At 50.1% G+C, this 16,612-nt stretch carries 13 protein-coding genes, 2 tRNA genes and 1 pseudogene; 2 read left to right on the top strand and 14 right to left on the bottom strand.

All coding sequences use genetic code 11. From position 1 onward, the window contains the following. A pseudogene (locus ABF463_RS10115) lies at positions 1-360 on the top strand (site-specific integrase); the annotation flags it as partial. A gap of 22 nt (positions 361-382) precedes the next feature. Here the strand turns inward: ABF463_RS10115 and ABF463_RS10110 are convergent. The 13 genes from ABF463_RS10110 to hprK form a co-directional block, all read right to left on the bottom strand. Continuing rightward, positions 383-459 (bottom strand) — tRNA-Arg (locus ABF463_RS10110). A gap of 254 nt (positions 460-713) precedes the next feature. Continuing rightward, positions 714-1,448 carry a metallophosphoesterase family protein gene (locus ABF463_RS10105; protein ID WP_415533499.1) on the bottom strand — a complete coding sequence of 245 codons (735 nt, stop codon included), beginning with the start codon at positions 1,446-1,448 and terminating at the stop codon, positions 714-716. Positions 1,449-1,735: 287 nt separating this feature from the next. Further along, positions 1,736-3,139, bottom strand: coding sequence for an NADPH-dependent glutamate synthase (gltA, locus tag ABF463_RS10100; RefSeq protein WP_415533498.1), 1,404 nt, complete (start codon positions 3,137-3,139; stop codon positions 1,736-1,738). A gap of 64 nt (positions 3,140-3,203) precedes the next feature. After that, complete coding sequence (locus ABF463_RS10095) at positions 3,204-4,040, bottom strand: sulfide/dihydroorotate dehydrogenase-like FAD/NAD-binding protein (RefSeq protein WP_415533497.1); 837 nt, start codon at positions 4,038-4,040, stop codon at positions 3,204-3,206. Between the two features lie 373 nt (positions 4,041-4,413). After that, entirely contained in the window at positions 4,414-5,388 is a 975-nt protein-coding gene (gene pfkA / locus ABF463_RS10090) for a 6-phosphofructokinase (protein ID WP_415533496.1), read from the bottom strand. Positions 5,389-5,470: 82 nt separating this feature from the next. Then, positions 5,471-5,662 carry a hypothetical protein gene (locus ABF463_RS10085; RefSeq protein ID WP_415533495.1) on the bottom strand — a complete coding sequence of 64 codons (192 nt, stop codon included), beginning with the start codon at positions 5,660-5,662 and terminating at the stop codon, positions 5,471-5,473. Positions 5,663-5,740: 78 nt separating this feature from the next. Then, the gene (locus ABF463_RS10080; protein WP_415533494.1) at positions 5,741-9,256 is read right to left on the bottom strand and encodes a DNA polymerase III subunit alpha; all 3,516 of its coding nucleotides are present in this window, start codon (positions 9,254-9,256) and stop codon (positions 5,741-5,743) included. Between the two features lie 30 nt (positions 9,257-9,286). Further along, positions 9,287-10,189, bottom strand: coding sequence for a DNA-binding protein WhiA (gene whiA, locus ABF463_RS10075; RefSeq protein WP_415533492.1), 903 nt, complete (start codon positions 10,187-10,189; stop codon positions 9,287-9,289). Positions 10,190-10,259: 70 nt separating this feature from the next. Continuing rightward, the gene (rapZ, locus tag ABF463_RS10070; protein WP_415533491.1) at positions 10,260-11,117 is read right to left on the bottom strand and encodes an RNase adapter RapZ; all 858 of its coding nucleotides are present in this window, start codon (positions 11,115-11,117) and stop codon (positions 10,260-10,262) included. A 57-nt stretch (positions 11,118-11,174) separates the two neighbouring features. Next, complete coding sequence (gene murB / locus ABF463_RS10065; RefSeq protein ID WP_415533490.1) at positions 11,175-12,089, bottom strand: UDP-N-acetylmuramate dehydrogenase; 915 nt, start codon at positions 12,087-12,089, stop codon at positions 11,175-11,177. A 23-nt stretch (positions 12,090-12,112) separates the two neighbouring features. Beyond that, complete coding sequence (locus ABF463_RS10060) at positions 12,113-13,072, bottom strand: ROK family protein (RefSeq protein WP_415533489.1); 960 nt, start codon at positions 13,070-13,072, stop codon at positions 12,113-12,115. Positions 13,073-13,120: 48 nt separating this feature from the next. Then, a complete protein-coding gene (locus ABF463_RS10055; RefSeq protein ID WP_415533488.1) occupies positions 13,121-13,867 on the bottom strand; it encodes a phosphatase in 747 nt (248 codons plus the stop codon). Beyond that, positions 13,857-14,831: an HPr(Ser) kinase/phosphatase gene (gene hprK, locus ABF463_RS10050; protein ID WP_415533487.1), complete on the bottom strand. Its 975-nt coding sequence runs from the start codon at positions 14,829-14,831 to the stop codon at positions 13,857-13,859. The genes ABF463_RS10055 and hprK overlap by 11 nt, the downstream gene beginning before the upstream one ends. Positions 14,832-15,115: 284 nt before the next feature. Here hprK and ABF463_RS10045 point away from each other — a divergent pair. Then, positions 15,116-15,191 (top strand) — tRNA-Pro (locus ABF463_RS10045). 145 nt (positions 15,192-15,336) lie between these two features. Here ABF463_RS10045 and ABF463_RS10040 read toward each other — a convergent pair. Beyond that, positions 15,337-16,362: a tyrosine-type recombinase/integrase gene (locus ABF463_RS10040; protein WP_415533486.1), complete on the bottom strand. Its 1,026-nt coding sequence runs from the start codon at positions 16,360-16,362 to the stop codon at positions 15,337-15,339. Between the last annotated feature and the right edge of the window lie 250 nt (positions 16,363-16,612).

The raw sequence follows: 16,612 nt of genomic DNA, 5'->3' as shown, positions 1-16,612 counted from the left end.
GTCGTTTACAATTACACCAATGAGAACAGCGAATCCAAACAGAAGTGGGAAAGCGTTCCGACCTACAAAGAGGCCATCCGGCGAAAAGCCGAAGTGGAGAATCAACTGCTGAGCGGCACCTACATCCCGCCTGTCCAGCAATACGTAACCGAATTTTTGAAAGACTTTGTTTCAACCTACGGTGAAAAACGTTGGGGCATTTCGATGTATGATGGCTGCACTGCCTTAATCGGCAATTACATCGATCCCATCATCGGGGACATGCACATTCAGTCGATCAACACAAGGGCGGTGGACAAATACATCCAGACCTTACGAAAGACGCCTTGCATCGGTGCAGGCAAAAGAAAAGTGCCGTGAACACTTGATTCTACGGCACTTATGGTGTCCTCGGGCGGATTCGAACCGCCGACCTCTCGCTTAGGAGGCGAGCGCTCTATCCAACTGAGCTACGAAGACATGTGAAATTTTATGGGCTAATGGATTTGAACAGCCTACCGCTTAGGAGACCTGTACTCTATCCAACTGGACGAAGGAAACAGATCATGCAACCCTGATTAGAGCCGACAGAAAGAGCCTGTTCTCACTCGTATATGCACGCCATTGCAATGGACGTGCATAGCTTTACTATTATATATCCAGTGTATTTCGCTGTCAAGGCGACAGAGCAGTGTGATGGCACAAATCAATCTCGCAGTAATTCAAAAAAGATGTCAATAGCGGCTATATTTAGCGGTACGCAGTTCATTGATATATGGCTCTAAAAAAGGCATACCGCTTTCCGTAGCGATTTGAATTTCCTGCTCGATGTCATATTGCACGCGGCAAAACGAAATACTGTATGGAGCGGCACTGCGGCTACCCAATAGTCCTTCTAAAATGGCATAGGACGCCTGTGTCAAATCAAGTGGATTGCCTACACTGCCGCAATTAAACAGCGTCTTCATAGAGAAACTTTCAATGTAGGCATGATGGATATCACCATACCCAACCAAATCCGAAGCCTGCGGAAGTACGGTAGCTCCAGAGAGGGTGGGAATTTCAAACATGGCCTCCTTCTGCCCGGGAGAACCGTTGAAATAGACCCGTTTAAATAGGCTGGTGGGATGTGCATGGAATAGTCGTACCAACTGACCGCTCAAAAAAAATGTGATTTGTTCAGGCAATTCTTTTAATTGCAGTAAGCCTTCACGCCCCAGCTGATTTCGATACCACGACACAGATTGCTCATAATTTTCACGGCCGACGAAATCGTCCCAATTCCCTTTGACAATTGTCTTGCAAGCCGCAGTGCAACGATCGAGTACCTCTTTGTTGCGCGGTCCTTTTCCAACTATATCGCCAAGGCAGACGATCAGTCGTATCCCACGCTGCGCGATGTCATTTAAAACGGCTTCCAGAGCGGTAAGATTTCCATGGATATCTGAAATGACGGCAATCTTGTCCAATTTGCATCCTCCTTCCCCAATTTGTGAGAAAACCATATTATGCTTTCGCTCTTAACGCGCAGACAGAGAATGGGCACGCGCCCTCGTACGCATTAAAAAAGCAAAAACGCCTTCAAACAGCGCCTTTGCCTACAATCGCGGAAAGTTTGATATCTTATACAAATTATATCCCCGCGCCCCTTGCCTGTCAAGGCAAGGCAGCAACTGGTATTTGCCGCAAAAACGCGGCGCGATCTTGTAAGACCGTGCCGCGTTAAAATCCAGTAGAAAGTCAACTATATCGTATGTTATTGTGGAACAGCAACTTTGCTTTTCACATATTCGTCAATGGCATGAGCCGCTTGGCGACCTGCGCCCATGGCCAAAATGACCGTGGCCGCACCAGTAACAGCATCGCCGCCCGCATACACGGCTTTGTGCGTGGTCTTGCCATCTTCGTCCGCCACAATGCAGCCATGTGAATTGGCGTCAAGGCCCGGCGTGGTGGCGGTAATCAGTGGATTGGGGGTAGTGCCGATTGCCATGATGACGCTATCCAAAGGAATCTCAAAATTAGAGCCCTCCTTTGTTTTCGGGCGACGGCGTCCGGACGCATCCGGCTCACCCAATTCCATCTCGACACATTCGATTGAGCGGACAATACCCTTATCATCACCGTGAATTTCAACTGGAGAAGTCAGGAATTTAAAAATGATTCCTTCTTGTTTAGCATGGTGGACTTCCTCAGCACGGGCAGGCAGTTCCACTTCCGAACGGCGATAAACAATATAGACCTCTTTTGCGCCCAGGCGTTTGGCACTGCGCGCCGCATCCATAGCCACGTTGCCGCCGCCGATAACTGCCACACGCTGCGACTTTTTGATCGGCGTGTCATAGTTCTCTTTGTATGCTTTCATCAAGTTGACGCGAGTCAGAAATTCATTGGCAGAATACACGCCAACCAATGCTTCGCCTGGGATACCCATAAAGCGGGGCAGACCAGCTCCAGAGCCGATAAAAACTGCTTCATAACCCATTTCATTGATAAGCTCTTCAATCGTGAAAAGACGGCCAATGATGGAGTTGGTGTTGATGGTCACGCCCATTTTGGTGAGGTTTTCGACTTCCTGCGCCACGATGCTTTTGGGCAGACGGAATTCAGGGATGCCGTACATCAGCACACCGCCGGGCGTATGGAACGCTTCATAAACGGTGACTTCATAGCCTTTCTGCGCAAGCGCGCCGGCGCATGCCAAGCCGGCAGGACCAGAACCCACGATTGCGATGTGGTGACCGTTGGATGCGGGCACAGACGGTGTGGAACCGCCCTTTTCACGGTGCGTATCCGCCGCATAACGTTCCAAGCGGCCAATACCAACCGGCTCGCCTTTAATGCCGCGGATGCATTTTCCTTCGCACTGCGATTCCTGTGGGCAGACACGGCCGCATACAGCGGGCAGCGCGTTGGTTTCACTGATTTTAGCGTAGGCGCCTTCATCGTCGCCGTCAGCAATCAGCTTGATAAATTCCGGAATCTGGACATTGACTGGGCAACCGTCTACACAGGGACGATTTTTGCAATTGAGGCAGCGCTGTGCTTCTTCGCGTGCCATTTCGGGTGTATATGTACCGGTAACTTCTTCAAAATTGGTTATCCGTACATCAGGCGCCTGCTCTGGAGCAGGCAGCTTGGTTTTATTCATATTTGGCATAATAACCTCCATGCGCCGCGCGCAGTATTCTCAGTAGCAGAAACGATCATGGACGACCCGCCAATTATGCCAGGTTGTTCAATCTGCAGTAATGATCCAGTGCTGCATGTTCTTCCGATTTGTATGTGCCAAGGCGTTTCATCGCTTCATCGAAATCTACTTCGTGCCCGTCAAAATCGGGTCCATCCACGCACGCAAATTTGGTTTTTCCGCCAACGGTGACACGGCAGCCGCCACACATGCCTGTTCCGTCAATCATGATGGGATTGAGGCTGACGATGGTACGGATATCATATTTTTTGGTGAGTAATGAAACAAATTTCATCATCGGCAACGGACCGATGGCAATAACGCAGTCATAACCCGCACCTGCTTTGATCTCATCTTCAAGCGCATTTGTTACAAAGCCTTTTTTGCCATAGGTACCGTCATCCGTACAGATGATAAGGTTATTGGAAACCGCACGCATTTCGTCTTCCAAAATGACGATATCTTTGCTGCGAAAACCGGCAATGATATCGACTTTTGCGCCAGCCTGAAACAGGTGTTTTGCCTGGGGATAGGCAATCGCGCATCCCAGGCCGCCGCCGATAACCGCCGCTTTTTTGATGCCTTCCAACTCGGTCGGTCTGCCAAGCGGGCCGACAAAGTCACGGATGGAATCTCCCACGTTCAATTGGCTGAGTTCCTTGGTGCTTTTCCCGACAATCTGGAAAATAATCGTGACAGTGCCTTTTTCTAAATCTGTATCCGCAACAGTAAACGGGATACGTTCGCCGTATTCATCAATACGGAGGATAATAAACTGACCTGCCTGGATTTTTTTGGCAACAAAAGGAGCTTCAATCTCCACCATCACAACGGCTGGATTCAAAACTCTTTTCGAAACAATTTTAAACATGGTATTCTCCTGTTGCATCTTTGTATAATCCGATTTTGGGTCTTCAAACTCATTGGCTTAATCCAATAGCGAAGGTTCTGCCGCATCGTGCCGCCGCATAACTTTAGCGCTCCCCCAAAAAGGGCAGCGCAAAAACGCAATCGCTTTGCGGGTGGTAAACGCAGTATCCTTTTTATCTGCATAGAAAGGATAGAACTATACATGCCTATGTTATGATAATACTTTTTTCGCAAAGTTACAAGTCTGAACTTGTGGAAATCCTGCCAGAGCAAAAAGGACAAGTGTTTTCACATAGAACTTACTTGAAAAAACGCATCTTACGCACAAAAAACACCACTCGCAGAGTGATGTTTAATATGAAAATGCAGGTTTGTCAAATATTGATTGTATTGGAGATATTGTACAGTCTTTCGTCAAACGGCTTAACCATCTTCAGAGCCTCATAGATGTCATAATCAACTATTTTGCTATCTTTCATGACAACAACACGATTGCCAATGCCCGAGGCAAGGAGTTCCACCGCATGGTAGCCCATCTGTGACGCAACCACACGGTCACGCACGGTGGGAGAGCCGCCGCGCTGCACATGGCCAAGAACCGTTGCACGTGCTTCTATGCCGGTTTTTTCTTCAATCAACTGGGCAATCTCAGATGTATGGCCTACGCCTTCTGCTACGACGACAATGTAGTGCTTTTTCCCTGTTTTCTGGATCTTTTGGATGCGGGGAATCAATTCTTTCTCCACGTCATAGGGAATCTCCGGTACCAGAACGGCCGTGGCACCCACCGCGATGGCGGTATCGAGTGCAATCCAGCCAGCCCGGCGTCCCATTACTTCCACAACGCTGCAGCGGTCGTGTGATTCAGTGGTGTCACGCAAGCGGTCGACCATCTCCATGGCGGTGTTGACAGATGTATCAAACCCAATGGTGTAGTCGCTCGAAGAAATGTCGTTATCAATGGTGCCGGGAATGCCTACGCAGGGAACGCCGCGTTCGGAAAGATCAGATGCGCCGCGAAACGATCCGTCACCGCCGATGACAGCGATACCGCAGATATTCTGTTCTTTACAGACCTTAATGGCTTTTTGCATGCCCTCTTCGGTCTTAAATTCAGGACTGCGTGCGGTGTAGAGTACCGTTCCGCCGCGATGGATGATATCGGATACACTGCGCAAATCCATTTCTGTGAGATCACCGGTAATCAATCCGTTATACCCACGGCTGATACCCATCACGCGCAGACCTTTGGCAATGCCCGTGCGAACCACGGCGCGAATCGCCGCATTCATTCCGGGCGAATCACCGCCGCTTGTCAAAACGCCAATCGTCTTATTCAATTCTGCCATACTACAGAAACCTCCTTATCGTATACGGCAACCCGCCGAAAAAAAAACATCACAATTCATTATACAAGCAATCAAATCCGTGTCAATACCCGTTTTTGATTAAAATCGTGTGTGCGAGCTGCGCCTCGGTTTCCGGAACGAGAATTTCAAAATAACCGTCTTCCGTGCCGCCGCCCACAGGCCGAACGCGTACAGCCAGATTTGCTGCCGCCAATAACTCCTGAACGTTTAATACAGACTCCTTGGTTTGAGCCATGTATATCACAGTCCACATCTATATACCCTCCGACTTAGGCAATATGCCGCATGACTTATTACGTTTTGCACACGGTGAAAACTACCACACGCCTTATCATAAACCATTGCCAACGGTTTCGCAACCATTTTCCGGGCATAAACGTACATTTTCTTCCCCCAAAATACCGCGCAGTTCTTCCAGAAGCACATCATTGACGCTGACCCAAAGTTTTTTTGGCGCAAGTGTCAATTTCCGAGTATCCTCGAAAAACACGTAGAGCGGAAATGTGCCGTCAAAAACGGCCAACAAGTTCTCTGCCCGAAAAAACGTCTTGCTGCCTTGAGAGGGTACGCGCAGAAACAGCCCGCGGCGTTCGGGTTTCTTTTCTTCCATATTGTTTCCCATGTGATCGCTTTGATTTTGCAAGAGTGGCTCTGCATGGTTGCATAATAGCTTAGGTGGCTCGTCCTCACGGATGCTGATTTTCCCAGCAACAATGACCGCACTGTCCGGTTCGAACAACGGCTTATACTGTTCCAGTACACGGGGAAACACCACTAGTTCGATCGTGCCGCTGCTGTCATCAAGCGTGCAAAATGCCATGGCCTCATTGTTTTTGGTGATTTTGGTCTGCTTGGATTGCACGATTCCCGCCAGAGATAGTGCCGCACCGTCCGGGTAATCCGAGGCATATTCTTGATTGATAACAGTGCCGACACGCGGCAGTTTCAGCTTTTGTAACACTGCGCGGTACCGTTCGACGGGGTGCCCCGTGAGATAGAAGCCGATGACTTCTTTTTCATAAGCCAGCCGTTCCTTTGGCGCGAATTCTTCCGCATCCGGCAGGTTTTCGGTTTCCTCTGACGGTGAGGCCTGCCCGAACAGGCTGACCTGACCCGACAGGTTGTTTTTATTCCGCGTTTCCTCCTGTGCCAGCAAGGCCTCGTAACCGAGCATCAATTGGCGGCGCTTATACTGTAAACTGTCAAAAGCGCCGCATTTAATGAGGCTTTCCAGCATCCGGCGGTTGAGGTCGACCGGCAGCATCCGGCGAATGAAATCGCGGAACGAGGTAAATGCTCCGTTTTCTCGTTCCTGTATCATTGCCTTGATGAAACCCCGTCCCAGATTTTTAACGGCGTTGAGCCCAAAACGAATATTGTTTCCGCTGACGGTGAACCCATCCATGCTTTCGTTGACATCCGGCGGCAGAATGCCGATCTTCAGATGGATGCACTCATTGATATACTCCGACACCTTAGAAGAATTTTCCAACACGCTGGTGAGCAGTGCGGCGAAATATTCCTTGGGATAATGGCGCTTGAGGTAAGCTGTTTGATAAGCAACCAGGGCATAGGCGGCGGCATGGGATTTGTTGAACGCATAGGATGCGAAACTGGACATTTCATCAAAAATGGCGTTGGCAGTTGCCTCATCCACGCCGTTGCGCACGGCGCCCACACACTCGAACGTGCCGTCCTCCCGCTGTATGCCGTGAATGAAGTGATCGCGTTCCTTTTGCATGACAGACGTTTTTTTCTTGGACATGGCGCGCCGCACCAAATCGGCTCGCCCGTAGGAATACCCGCCCAACTTGCGTACAATCTCCATCACCTGCTCCTGATAAACGATGCAGCCGTAGGTGACATCAAGAATATCTTTGAGCAGCGGGTGTCGATAGGTGACTTTCTCTGGATGATGCCGGTTTTCAATGTAGCGGGGAATAGACTCCATCGGGCCGGGGCGAAACAAGGAAATGACCGCGATGAGGTCTTCGAGATGCTCTGGTCCCAGTTCCATGATGGTGTGCCGCATTCCCGGAGATTCAAATTGGAATACGCCCTCGGTGCTGCCCGCACCGAGCATGTCGAACACGGTTCTGTCATCCAACGGAATGTGTTCAATCGAAAAATCCGGCACATATTGTTCGCGTATGCGGTTCTCCGCATACCGGATAACGGTAAGGGTACGCAGTCCGAGAAAGTCCATCTTGAGCAGACCCAGTTCTTCCAGCGTGGTCATGGTGTATTGGGTGACAATGGACTCATCGTTTTTTTGCAGGGGGACATAGCTGTCCACCGGGTCACGCGTGATGACAACGCCCGCGGCATGGGTGGAGGCGTGGCGTGGCATTCCCTCAAGTCCCTTGGCGGTATCGATCAAGTGACGGACTGTCTCATTGGCGCCGTATTGTGCACGCAAGTCGCCCGAATGCTCCAACGCGCGCGCAATGGTCATGCCCGGTTCTGCGGGAACCATTTTGGCCGTCCGATCTACCTCGGCATAGGCAACGCCCATTGCGCGGCCCACATCGCGGATGGCCGCCCGGGCAGCCATTGTGCCAAATGTGATGATCTGCGCCACATGGTCGGAACCGTATTTCTGTATGACGTAGTCAATCACTTCCTGTCGCCGCTCGTAGCAAAAGTCGATATCAAAATCCGGCATACTGATACGTTCCGGGTTCAGAAAGCGCTCAAACAGCAAATGATAGCGCATGGGGTCGATGCCTGTGATGCCCACGCAATACGCCACCAGACTGCCCGCCCCGGAACCACGCCCGGGCCCGACCGGGATGCCGACTTCTTTTGCGTGCCGGATAAAGTCGTGGACAATCAAATAATAATCCACATATCCCATGCGGGTAATGACGTCCAACTCATAATCCAGCCGTTTCCGCACGTCCCCATTTGGCTGTGTGCCGTACTTTTGAGCAAGTCCCGTTTCCGCCATATCGCGCAGATAGGTGTTATGCTCCTGCCCATTCGGCACTTCAAAATGGGGCAGAATGGTTTTGCCAAATGTAAATTCCACGTTGCACCGCTCAGAGATTGCCACCGTGTTATCCAGTGCCTGCGGAAGTTCTGGAAACAATGCCCGCATCTCGTCTTCGGATTTCATGTAAAATTCATCGGTCGAAAAACCGACGTTGGGTTCATCTACCGTCCGGTTCATTTGGATGCAAAGCAAAACCTTTTGCAGGTGTGCGTCCTCTTTATGCAAATAGTGCGCATCGTTGGTTGCCACCAACGGCAAACCGGAGGCGCGCGCAATGTCCAGCAAGCCTGCATTGACCCGTGCCTGCTCGGGTATCCCATGGTCTTGCAGTTCCAGATAATAATTATCCGCGCCAAAGAGCGACGCATAGGCTTCCGCTTTGTGCCGCGCACCCGCCTCATCGCCAGCCAGCAATAGTTTGGGCACCTCGCCGGACAGGCACGCTGACAGTGCAATCAGGCCTTCGTGGTATTGGGTGAGCAATTCCCAATCCACGCGCGGCTTGCCATAAAAGCCGTCGATGAACGCCTGTGACACCATGCGGATAAGATTGCGGTAGCCCTGCATGTCTTTGCACAGCAGTACAAGATGTCCGTGCGACGCGTCGGGATGATAGAGTTTATCGTGGCGTGTGCGCGCAGCGGTGTATACCTCACAGCCGATGATGGGTTTGACACCTATCTGTTTTGCGGCCTTATAGAAGTCCATGGCACCGTACATGACGCCATGGTCGGTGACAGCGACCGCCGTCTGTCCCATTTCTTTTGCGCGCACGGGTATTTCCCCGATGCGGCACGCGCCGTCCAGCAGGCTGTATTCACTATGCAAATGCAGGTGTACAAAACCGGACATGCAAATTCCTTCCTTTAAAAAAATCTATAATCAGAGGTTTTTTGCGAATTCTACAATGCGCCGCAGCCTGTGGTTGATACCCGATCGACTTAGGGGATGCTCAAGCAAAGCCCCCAGTTCCCGAAGCGACATATCCGGGTGTGCCAGACGAAGGCGTGCCGTTTCGCGCAGTTCTTCCGGCAGCTGCTCATAGCAATGTGTTTCCATCAGTTTTCGGATGGCGGCCACCTGTTCGGCAGCCGCGTTGACGGTCTTGTCGATGTTTGCTGTCTCGCAGTTGGTCACACGGTTTACTTTATTGCGCAGGTCTTTATAAACCTTGATGTTCATCAGTTCCAGGGATTGACGGACGGCACCCATAAACGTGAGAATATCCTCAATTTGCCCGCTGTCCTTGAAGTAGACGATGAGCTTTCCGCCGCGCCAGATGTTCTTCGGCTCAAAACCGTACTCCGTCAGCAGGCAGGTCAAATCTTTCCCCAAATTGAGGTGAGGGGTCACAAATTCCAAATGGTAGTCCTTATCGGGGTTGACAACCGACCCGCAGGAGAGGAATGCGCCTCGCAGAAAATCACGCACTGATTCCTCAGTTTCAAGATTGGCGCGGTTGACACGCAGACTGACTGTGTTCACCGTGTATCCAAACGCCTCAAAAATTTCCAATGCCCGTGCGGGGGGATGCACGGAAATTTCAATATACGTCCGCCCGTCGGTGCGTGTGCGGATGCGTTCCACAGGGCGCACGGAAAAAAGCGCCTCCAGTAAAGAGGCGCAACATGACGCAACGCGTGCGTGTTCGGTGCCAAGTATAATCCCTTTTGGGCCAAAGCGCCTGCCGAACAGCAGCAAACCATAGGCCTGCGCGCGCAGGCCGCTTTTTTCCTGCGGGACCTTTTCACAAAGTTCCATTTTGACATCATGTGCGTAGGACAACCGTTTACCACCTTAGAAGCCATACTTCTTCAAAAAGCATGGCGGTATTTAAGCACTTGCGAAGCAAGCGTTAGTTTTTTTGGATATCGCGGTGATTGACCGCGGCGCGCACGCCTTTTTCCAGCAGATGGCGGTAGAGCGCCTCCGCAATGGCCACAGAGCGGTGTTTCCCGCCGGTGCACCCAATGGCAACAATGAGCTGGCTTTTGCCTTCTTCAACATACTGCGGGAGGAGAAAATCAATCATGTCAAATAGTTTAACCAAAAACTTGCAAGTTGCATCGGAGGAAAAGACAAAATCTTTAACTGCCGCATCAAGGCCGGTTAAGTGCTTGAGGGCATCCACATAGAATGGATTTGGAAAACAGCGCACATCAAATACCAAATCGCCTTCGGTGGCTGGACCGTATTTAAAGCCGAACGACATGCAATTGACGACCAACCCGGTCTTTTTGTCGCCTAAGAAAAGGACGCTTAGCCGTTGCTTTAACTGTGCAGGGGAAAGATTGCTGGTGTCGATAATATAATCCGCACGTTCTCTTGCGGGACGCAGAATCTTTCGTTCGGTGGACAAGGCTTCTTGAATGCTGCCGCCCGGTTTGGAGAGCGGATGCATCCGGCGGGTTTCCTTGAAACGGCGCATTAACACCGCATCGTCCGCGTCAAGGAACAGGATTTTGTAGTCTCCCCCTTGTTTACGCAGCTTTTCCAAATCGCTGAATAAACTGTTAAAAAGCGTGCCGCCGCGCACGTCGGTCACAATGGCCACATTTTGAATTTTGCCGTTGGTTTGCAGGCAAAGTTCCGCAAACTTCGGGATTAGCGCCGGGGGCATATTGTCCACACAGTAAAACCCGATGTCCTCTAATGCGTTGACAGCTCTGGATTTTCCAGCCCCCGAAACACCCGTTACAATCACGATTGCCATACCGATTATCCCTCTTCCGCCTTTACATACCGTTTTCATTGAAAGTCTGCGGTCAGATCAGCTATCTAGACCAATCATGCGAATCTCGCTTTCCAGCTTGACACCGGTCTTTTGCAGAACGGTTCGCTGTATGTGCTGGATGAGTGCGCAGACATCCGCACAGGTCGCACCGCCTACATTGACGATGAACCCCGCATGTTTGTCACTGACCATGGCGCCACCCACCTGTGCACCTTTTAGCCCGCACTGGTCAATCAACGTGCCGGCAAAATGTCCCGGCGGACGTTTGAATACACTGCCTGCGCTGGGAAACTCGAGCGGTTGTTTGGACACGCGGCGATTCATCAATTCCTTCATTTTTCCATCAATCTGCGTTCGTTCACCAGGCGTAAGTGCGAACCGTACGCGCGTGATGACTTTCCGACTCCCTGTATAGACGCTGTGCCGGTAGGAAAACGCGTGTGCGTTTCCGGAAAAACTGCCTTGTGAAATCCCGTCCAAGTACCAGGATTGTTTTACGACATCCCGCATTTCGCCGCCATATGCACCCGCGTTCATATAGACTGCGCCGCCGATTGACCCCGGAATGCCATAGGCAAATTCCAAACCGGACAAGGCATGGTCACGCGCGAATACGCAAACATCTTTTAATAGAGCGCCAGCGCCGCAGAGGATATCGGTTCCATCTAAATCTATTCGCTGGAATGCTTCCAACGACACAACCGCTCCCGCGTAGCCTGTATCGGAAATCAACAGATTGCTGCCGTTCCCAAGAGACAAAACCGGAATCTCCAGTTTGACACACAACCGGACGATTGCCTCCAACGAGCTCTCTTCATGCGGGCGGATAAACAGCCTTGCCGGACCGCCGATTTGAAAGGTCGTATGCTGGCTCATCGGTTCATCTTCCAGTACGTCCGCACCCTGCCCGGATGCAAAAGCCGCAAGTGTCAAAAAATCCGTAGCAGGCACCCCCATCACATCAAATACAAAAATTATGCCGTATACAGATTGCCGATCATTGCCGCGCCGATGATACCGGCATCATTCCCAAGGCTGGCTGTGCGCAAAACCGTCTGCTTTTTCGCGAATTTACTATACCGTTCTGCACGGATGATTTCCTCGAGCGGTTTGATGATTCCGTCGCCCTCTTTTGAAACGCCGCCGCCGATGCAAAGGACATCCGGCTGGAAAATGTTAATGACATTGACCAGTCCCTGTCCAAGGTCTATCAAATATTCGTCTACCACGCGGGTCGCTGTAGCATCCCCCGCGCGTTTGCCGTCAAATGCGGTCTTTCCGTTGACTTTTGACAGATCGCCATCTGCGATTTCCCACATTTTGCTGGACTTGTCTGCTTTCATGGCTTCTACTGTGGTCTGGATGAGGCCTGTAGCAGAGGAATAGGTCTCCCAGCATCCATGCCGCCCACACGTGCAAGGCCTGCCGCCCACACGGATGACGGTATGCCCGAATTCTCCACCCGCAAAGTTGCTGCCATGGTAGATGTTCCCGTCAATGATTGCACCGCCGCCGACACCGGTGCCCAGCGTGATTACAACCGCTGAAGTGCCGCCCTGTGCCGCACCTGCAACATATTCGCCATACGCAGCCGCGTTGGCATCATTTTCAATATAGATTGGGCGGCCAAGCGCTGTTTCAAGCATTTTGCAAACAGGCACATTTTCAAATTTGAGATTGTTGGCATACTCAATAACGCCCGTTTGCACGTTAGCCGTACCGGGCGTACCAAGTCCTACCCAGCGCGCATCCGAAAGCGAAAGCCCTGCGCGTTCTGCCAAGCTGCGCGTAAGCGTGGCAATATCCTCTATAATCTCCTGTGCACTGCGCGGCAATGCGGTGGGAACGCTGTCCTTCAGAATGATTTTTCTCTCATCGTCCACCAGGCCGATGGCGATATTCGTCCCTCCGAGATCGACACCAATTTGATACATGGCAACCACTCTCCTACTATGTTTAAGTAATAGACGGATATTCACCCATCACAAAATCTTTCTTCCGCGCTTTTTAAATATCCAATCCGCAAGGCTTTCCAATGTACGGTTGATAATCAGTTCGCTGGGGAATCCAATATCTGAAAGCATAGACATGGCATCTTGCAGATCACCGATTACAAAACAGCTGTGCGCATCGGAATTTACAACGATCGGCGCCTCATATTTTTTGCAAAGAAGCGCAATATCCCTACAATTGTCTTTTGCACCTTTCCGGGTTGAAAAGGAATGGCTGTTGATTTCCACCAATTTCCCTTTTGCTTTGAATACCGGGATCACCTTTTCGTAATCGTAGCGGTAGCTTCCCGTTCCGCTGTGCCCGATAACGTCGACGTGCGGATTTTCAGCCACTTTAAGATAAGACGCCGTATGCTGTTCCACCGTGCCCGGGTCGCAGCATGGGTCATGATAGGAGGCAATCACCCAGTCGAGTTCTTCCTGATACCGTTCACAAATGTCAAGCGTACCCTCATAATCCATGATATTGGCTTCCACGCCATGCAAAACGCGCACACCCTCGATATATGGCGGCAAGGTGCGCATGCTGCCAAAATGCCATTCATGTGCGCCATCTGGGATGGCAGGTCCATGGTCTGTGACGGCAATCCCTTTCAGACCCTTTTTAGCTGCGTATTGCGCCAGCTCCAGAATGGTACTGAAAGCATGTGTGCTCGCAACGGTATGTGTGTGTGTATCTGTTTCCAGTAAGGCTTGTGGTGTATTTTCAGTATGCATCCCAGTCAACTTCCTTTTTCGTGTTGTCGGTATCTTTATGCTCTGCCATCGCGCTGAGTTGCTCAAGCAGCTCTTGGGCGGCATTATATCCCATTTTCTTCTGCCGGTTGTTCATGGCGGCTACTTCCAGAATGATTGCAAGATTGCGTCCCGGTTTGACCGGAATGGTGAGCGAAGGCACTTTTACGCCCAATATCTCGGTGTTCTCGTTATCCATCCCCATACGATCGTAGATCTTGTTGCTGTTCCAAACTTCAAGATGGATAACCATATCTACTTTCTCTGTGATCTTAACAGAACCCATACCAAAAATACGGCGTGCATTCACAATTCCAATGCCGCGAAGCTCCACAAAATGGCGAATGTTTTCCGGCGAAGTGCCAACCAAAGTCTTGCTGCTCACGCGGCGAATCTCTACTGCGTCATCGGCAATCAATCGGTGACCGCGTTTGACCAGTTCAATGGCGGTTTCACTTTTGCCTACTCCGCTTTCTCCCAGCAGCAAAATACCTTCACCATAGACTTCCACCAGTACGCCGTGGCGTGTGATACGTGGTGCAAGCTGGACATTCAAATAGGCAATCAAGCCAGACAGAAAGCTAGAGGTCGGCTCCGCCGTACGCAGAACCGGCACATGGTATTGCCGTGCGCTTTCAAGCATTTCAGGGAAAACATCCTTGTTGCGGGAAATTACAACGGCAGGCGGACGACGCTCAAATAACCGGCTGATGGCAATACGCCGTTTTTCCGGTACAAAGCGCTGTAGAAATGTGATTTCTGTCAGACCGAAAATCTGGATGCGTTCATTATCAAAATAATCGAAAAAACCGCTCAGCTGCAACCCCGGCCGGTTAACATCAGTTCGGGAGATCAGTACCTTTGCTGGATCTTCCGGCATATATAAGACTTCCAGAGACAGTTCTTTGATAATCTTGGAAAGGGAAACCGTAAAATCTTTTTCCATAGGAACACATCCTCTCTCAACGTATCCGCCAATGTTTTAATGACATCTTCCTTGTTTTTTCAAACATATATTTGGTTTTTTATCCAATATATCCATAAAAGGAAAACGCATTTGCCAACGGATACCGCACCTCTATTATAATACGAAAGCAGCTCTGTTTCAAAGGTTTTTTAGGTGCAAGGAATTCGTCTAGAAAAATGAAGATTTTACTTGCCAAACGTCAGAATCTGTGTTAAGATAATATGCGCTATCCCTTTCAAATAACGATAGCACAGCAAATATATCCGGGTGTAGCGCAGCTGGTAGCGCGCTTGACTGGGGGTCAAGAGGCCGTGAGTTCAAGTCTCGCCACTCGGACCATAAGAATCCCTTATATTTGGCTTATCTATGCCGAATATAAGGGATTTTGCTTTGCTTATTTTTTGCGTTATCAGATGGCATATGACCGAATAAGAGTACGGTTGCTCTCAAATTACTCTCACGCTGCACTCAATTATTTGCAGCATTACAAAGCTGAAACAGCCCGTTTAAGCTCCTCGCCATCAACATGAATATATGTTTCGGCGTCCACGGCGTAATCCGTATGCCCCATCAGTTCAGCTATCGTCTTGGCATCCACGCCGCGCTTATGAAGCAGCGTAGCGAAAGTATGCCTGCATTCGTGCGGGTAGAGTTCCCTTACGCCGATTTGCCGAAGTGCGGGCAAATAGCAGTTCTCCCTAAAATATTTGTCTGTATATCTGCTGCCATCCTCACGACATATAAGCCTACTACCTTTCTTAGCCGCCCAAGCCGCCACCAGAGCGCTTATTTTGGGATGGATAGGGACGATGCGGTTCTTCCCTGCGTCGGTCTTAAGGCCACCCGTTAAGGTTTGCTCAGTGGTACTGTAAGAATCCGACGTCAGCCCCAAAAATTCATTGATGCGCCATCCGCTGTAAATCAACATTAAGACGCAGTCCGCAAATGGTACTTTCCCTACTGCCTGTTCGATTTTCGCAACCTCAATTTCGGAGAATGCAGTTTTGGTTCCTCTGGCTGCCTTTGGCAGTTTAACAAAAGAAGCATAGTTTTTATCTATAATATCGTTTTCCATGCCATATGTTGAAGTCATAACGGCCACGGTCTTGACCTTTTCCAGCGTCGATCTGCTTTTGGTCACCGCAAGTTCGTCGATTATCTTCTGGTAGTCGCTGGCCCGGATATCTTTAAACCGGCATTTATGCAGCTGGGCAAGATGTTTAAAACCAGCTTGATAGTTATTATAGGTTTGTTTGGAGATGTCCCGAAACCTAATCTCGCCCATTTCTTCATAGATTCGTTCAAAGGTGTAGTTGTCTTTGGGGGATGCAGGTTTTAGACCGTATAATGCCAAAGCATCCAAAGCGTCCGTTTTAGATTCAAAATATCCAACAGGGATGCGCTCTCCGTTTACATTGGCTACAGCCCGCCACGGTTTACGGCGGCGACCACCAGCGTTATAAACCGAACCCGCCCCATTTGGACGTTTAAGAGCCTTCTGTCTGCCCATTTTAGCGCCCCTTTCTTTATCTGTACCCCAGCTATTAAATAGCTGGGGCTTTTTTTATTCAACTCTGTAAAGGCTTTCCATAAAACCTATAACCAAAGCTCTCTTTTATTGTCATTTCGGCCCTCCGCAGAAAAAAGTATATTACTTTAATCAATTTTGTATTAGCTGGCGCTTTCGTCTGGATTTTGTAAAACTCCTGATGTTAGAAACCCTTTTTCTGCCTCTAATTCGCGGCGGTAACTTTCCACCT

It is taken from the genome of Ethanoligenens sp. (assembly GCF_047718355.1).
Classification (GTDB): Bacteria; Bacillota; Clostridia; order Oscillospirales; family Ethanoligenentaceae; genus Ethanoligenens.
This window is presented reverse-complemented; position numbering and strand designations above follow the sequence as displayed.

Bases quoted from the DNA above. Each gene is read 5' to 3' on its own strand.
- gltA (WP_415533498.1), bottom strand. From the start codon at position 3,139: ATGCCAAATATGAATAAAACCAAGCTGCCTGCTCCAGAGCAGGCGCCT.
- ABF463_RS10095 (WP_415533497.1), bottom strand. From the start codon at position 4,040: ATGTTTAAAATTGTTTCGAAAAGAGTTTTGAATCCAGCCGTTGTGATG.
- pfkA (WP_415533496.1), bottom strand. From the start codon at position 5,388: ATGGCAGAATTGAATAAGACGATTGGCGTTTTGACAAGCGGCGGTGAT.
- ABF463_RS10085 (WP_415533495.1), bottom strand. From the start codon at position 5,662: ATGTGGACTGTGATATACATGGCTCAAACCAAGGAGTCTGTATTAAAC.
- ABF463_RS10080 (WP_415533494.1), bottom strand. From the start codon at position 9,256: ATGTCCGGTTTTGTACACCTGCATTTGCATAGTGAATACAGCCTGCTG.
- rapZ (WP_415533491.1), bottom strand. From the start codon at position 11,117: ATGGCAATCGTGATTGTAACGGGTGTTTCGGGGGCTGGAAAATCCAGA.
- ABF463_RS10060 (WP_415533489.1), bottom strand. From the start codon at position 13,072: ATGTATCAAATTGGTGTCGATCTCGGAGGGACGAATATCGCCATCGGC.
- ABF463_RS10055 (WP_415533488.1), bottom strand. From the start codon at position 13,867: ATGCATACTGAAAATACACCACAAGCCTTACTGGAAACAGATACACAC.
- hprK (WP_415533487.1), bottom strand. From the start codon at position 14,831: ATGGAAAAAGATTTTACGGTTTCCCTTTCCAAGATTATCAAAGAACTG.
- ABF463_RS10040 (WP_415533486.1), bottom strand. From the start codon at position 16,362: ATGGGCAGACAGAAGGCTCTTAAACGTCCAAATGGGGCGGGTTCGGTT.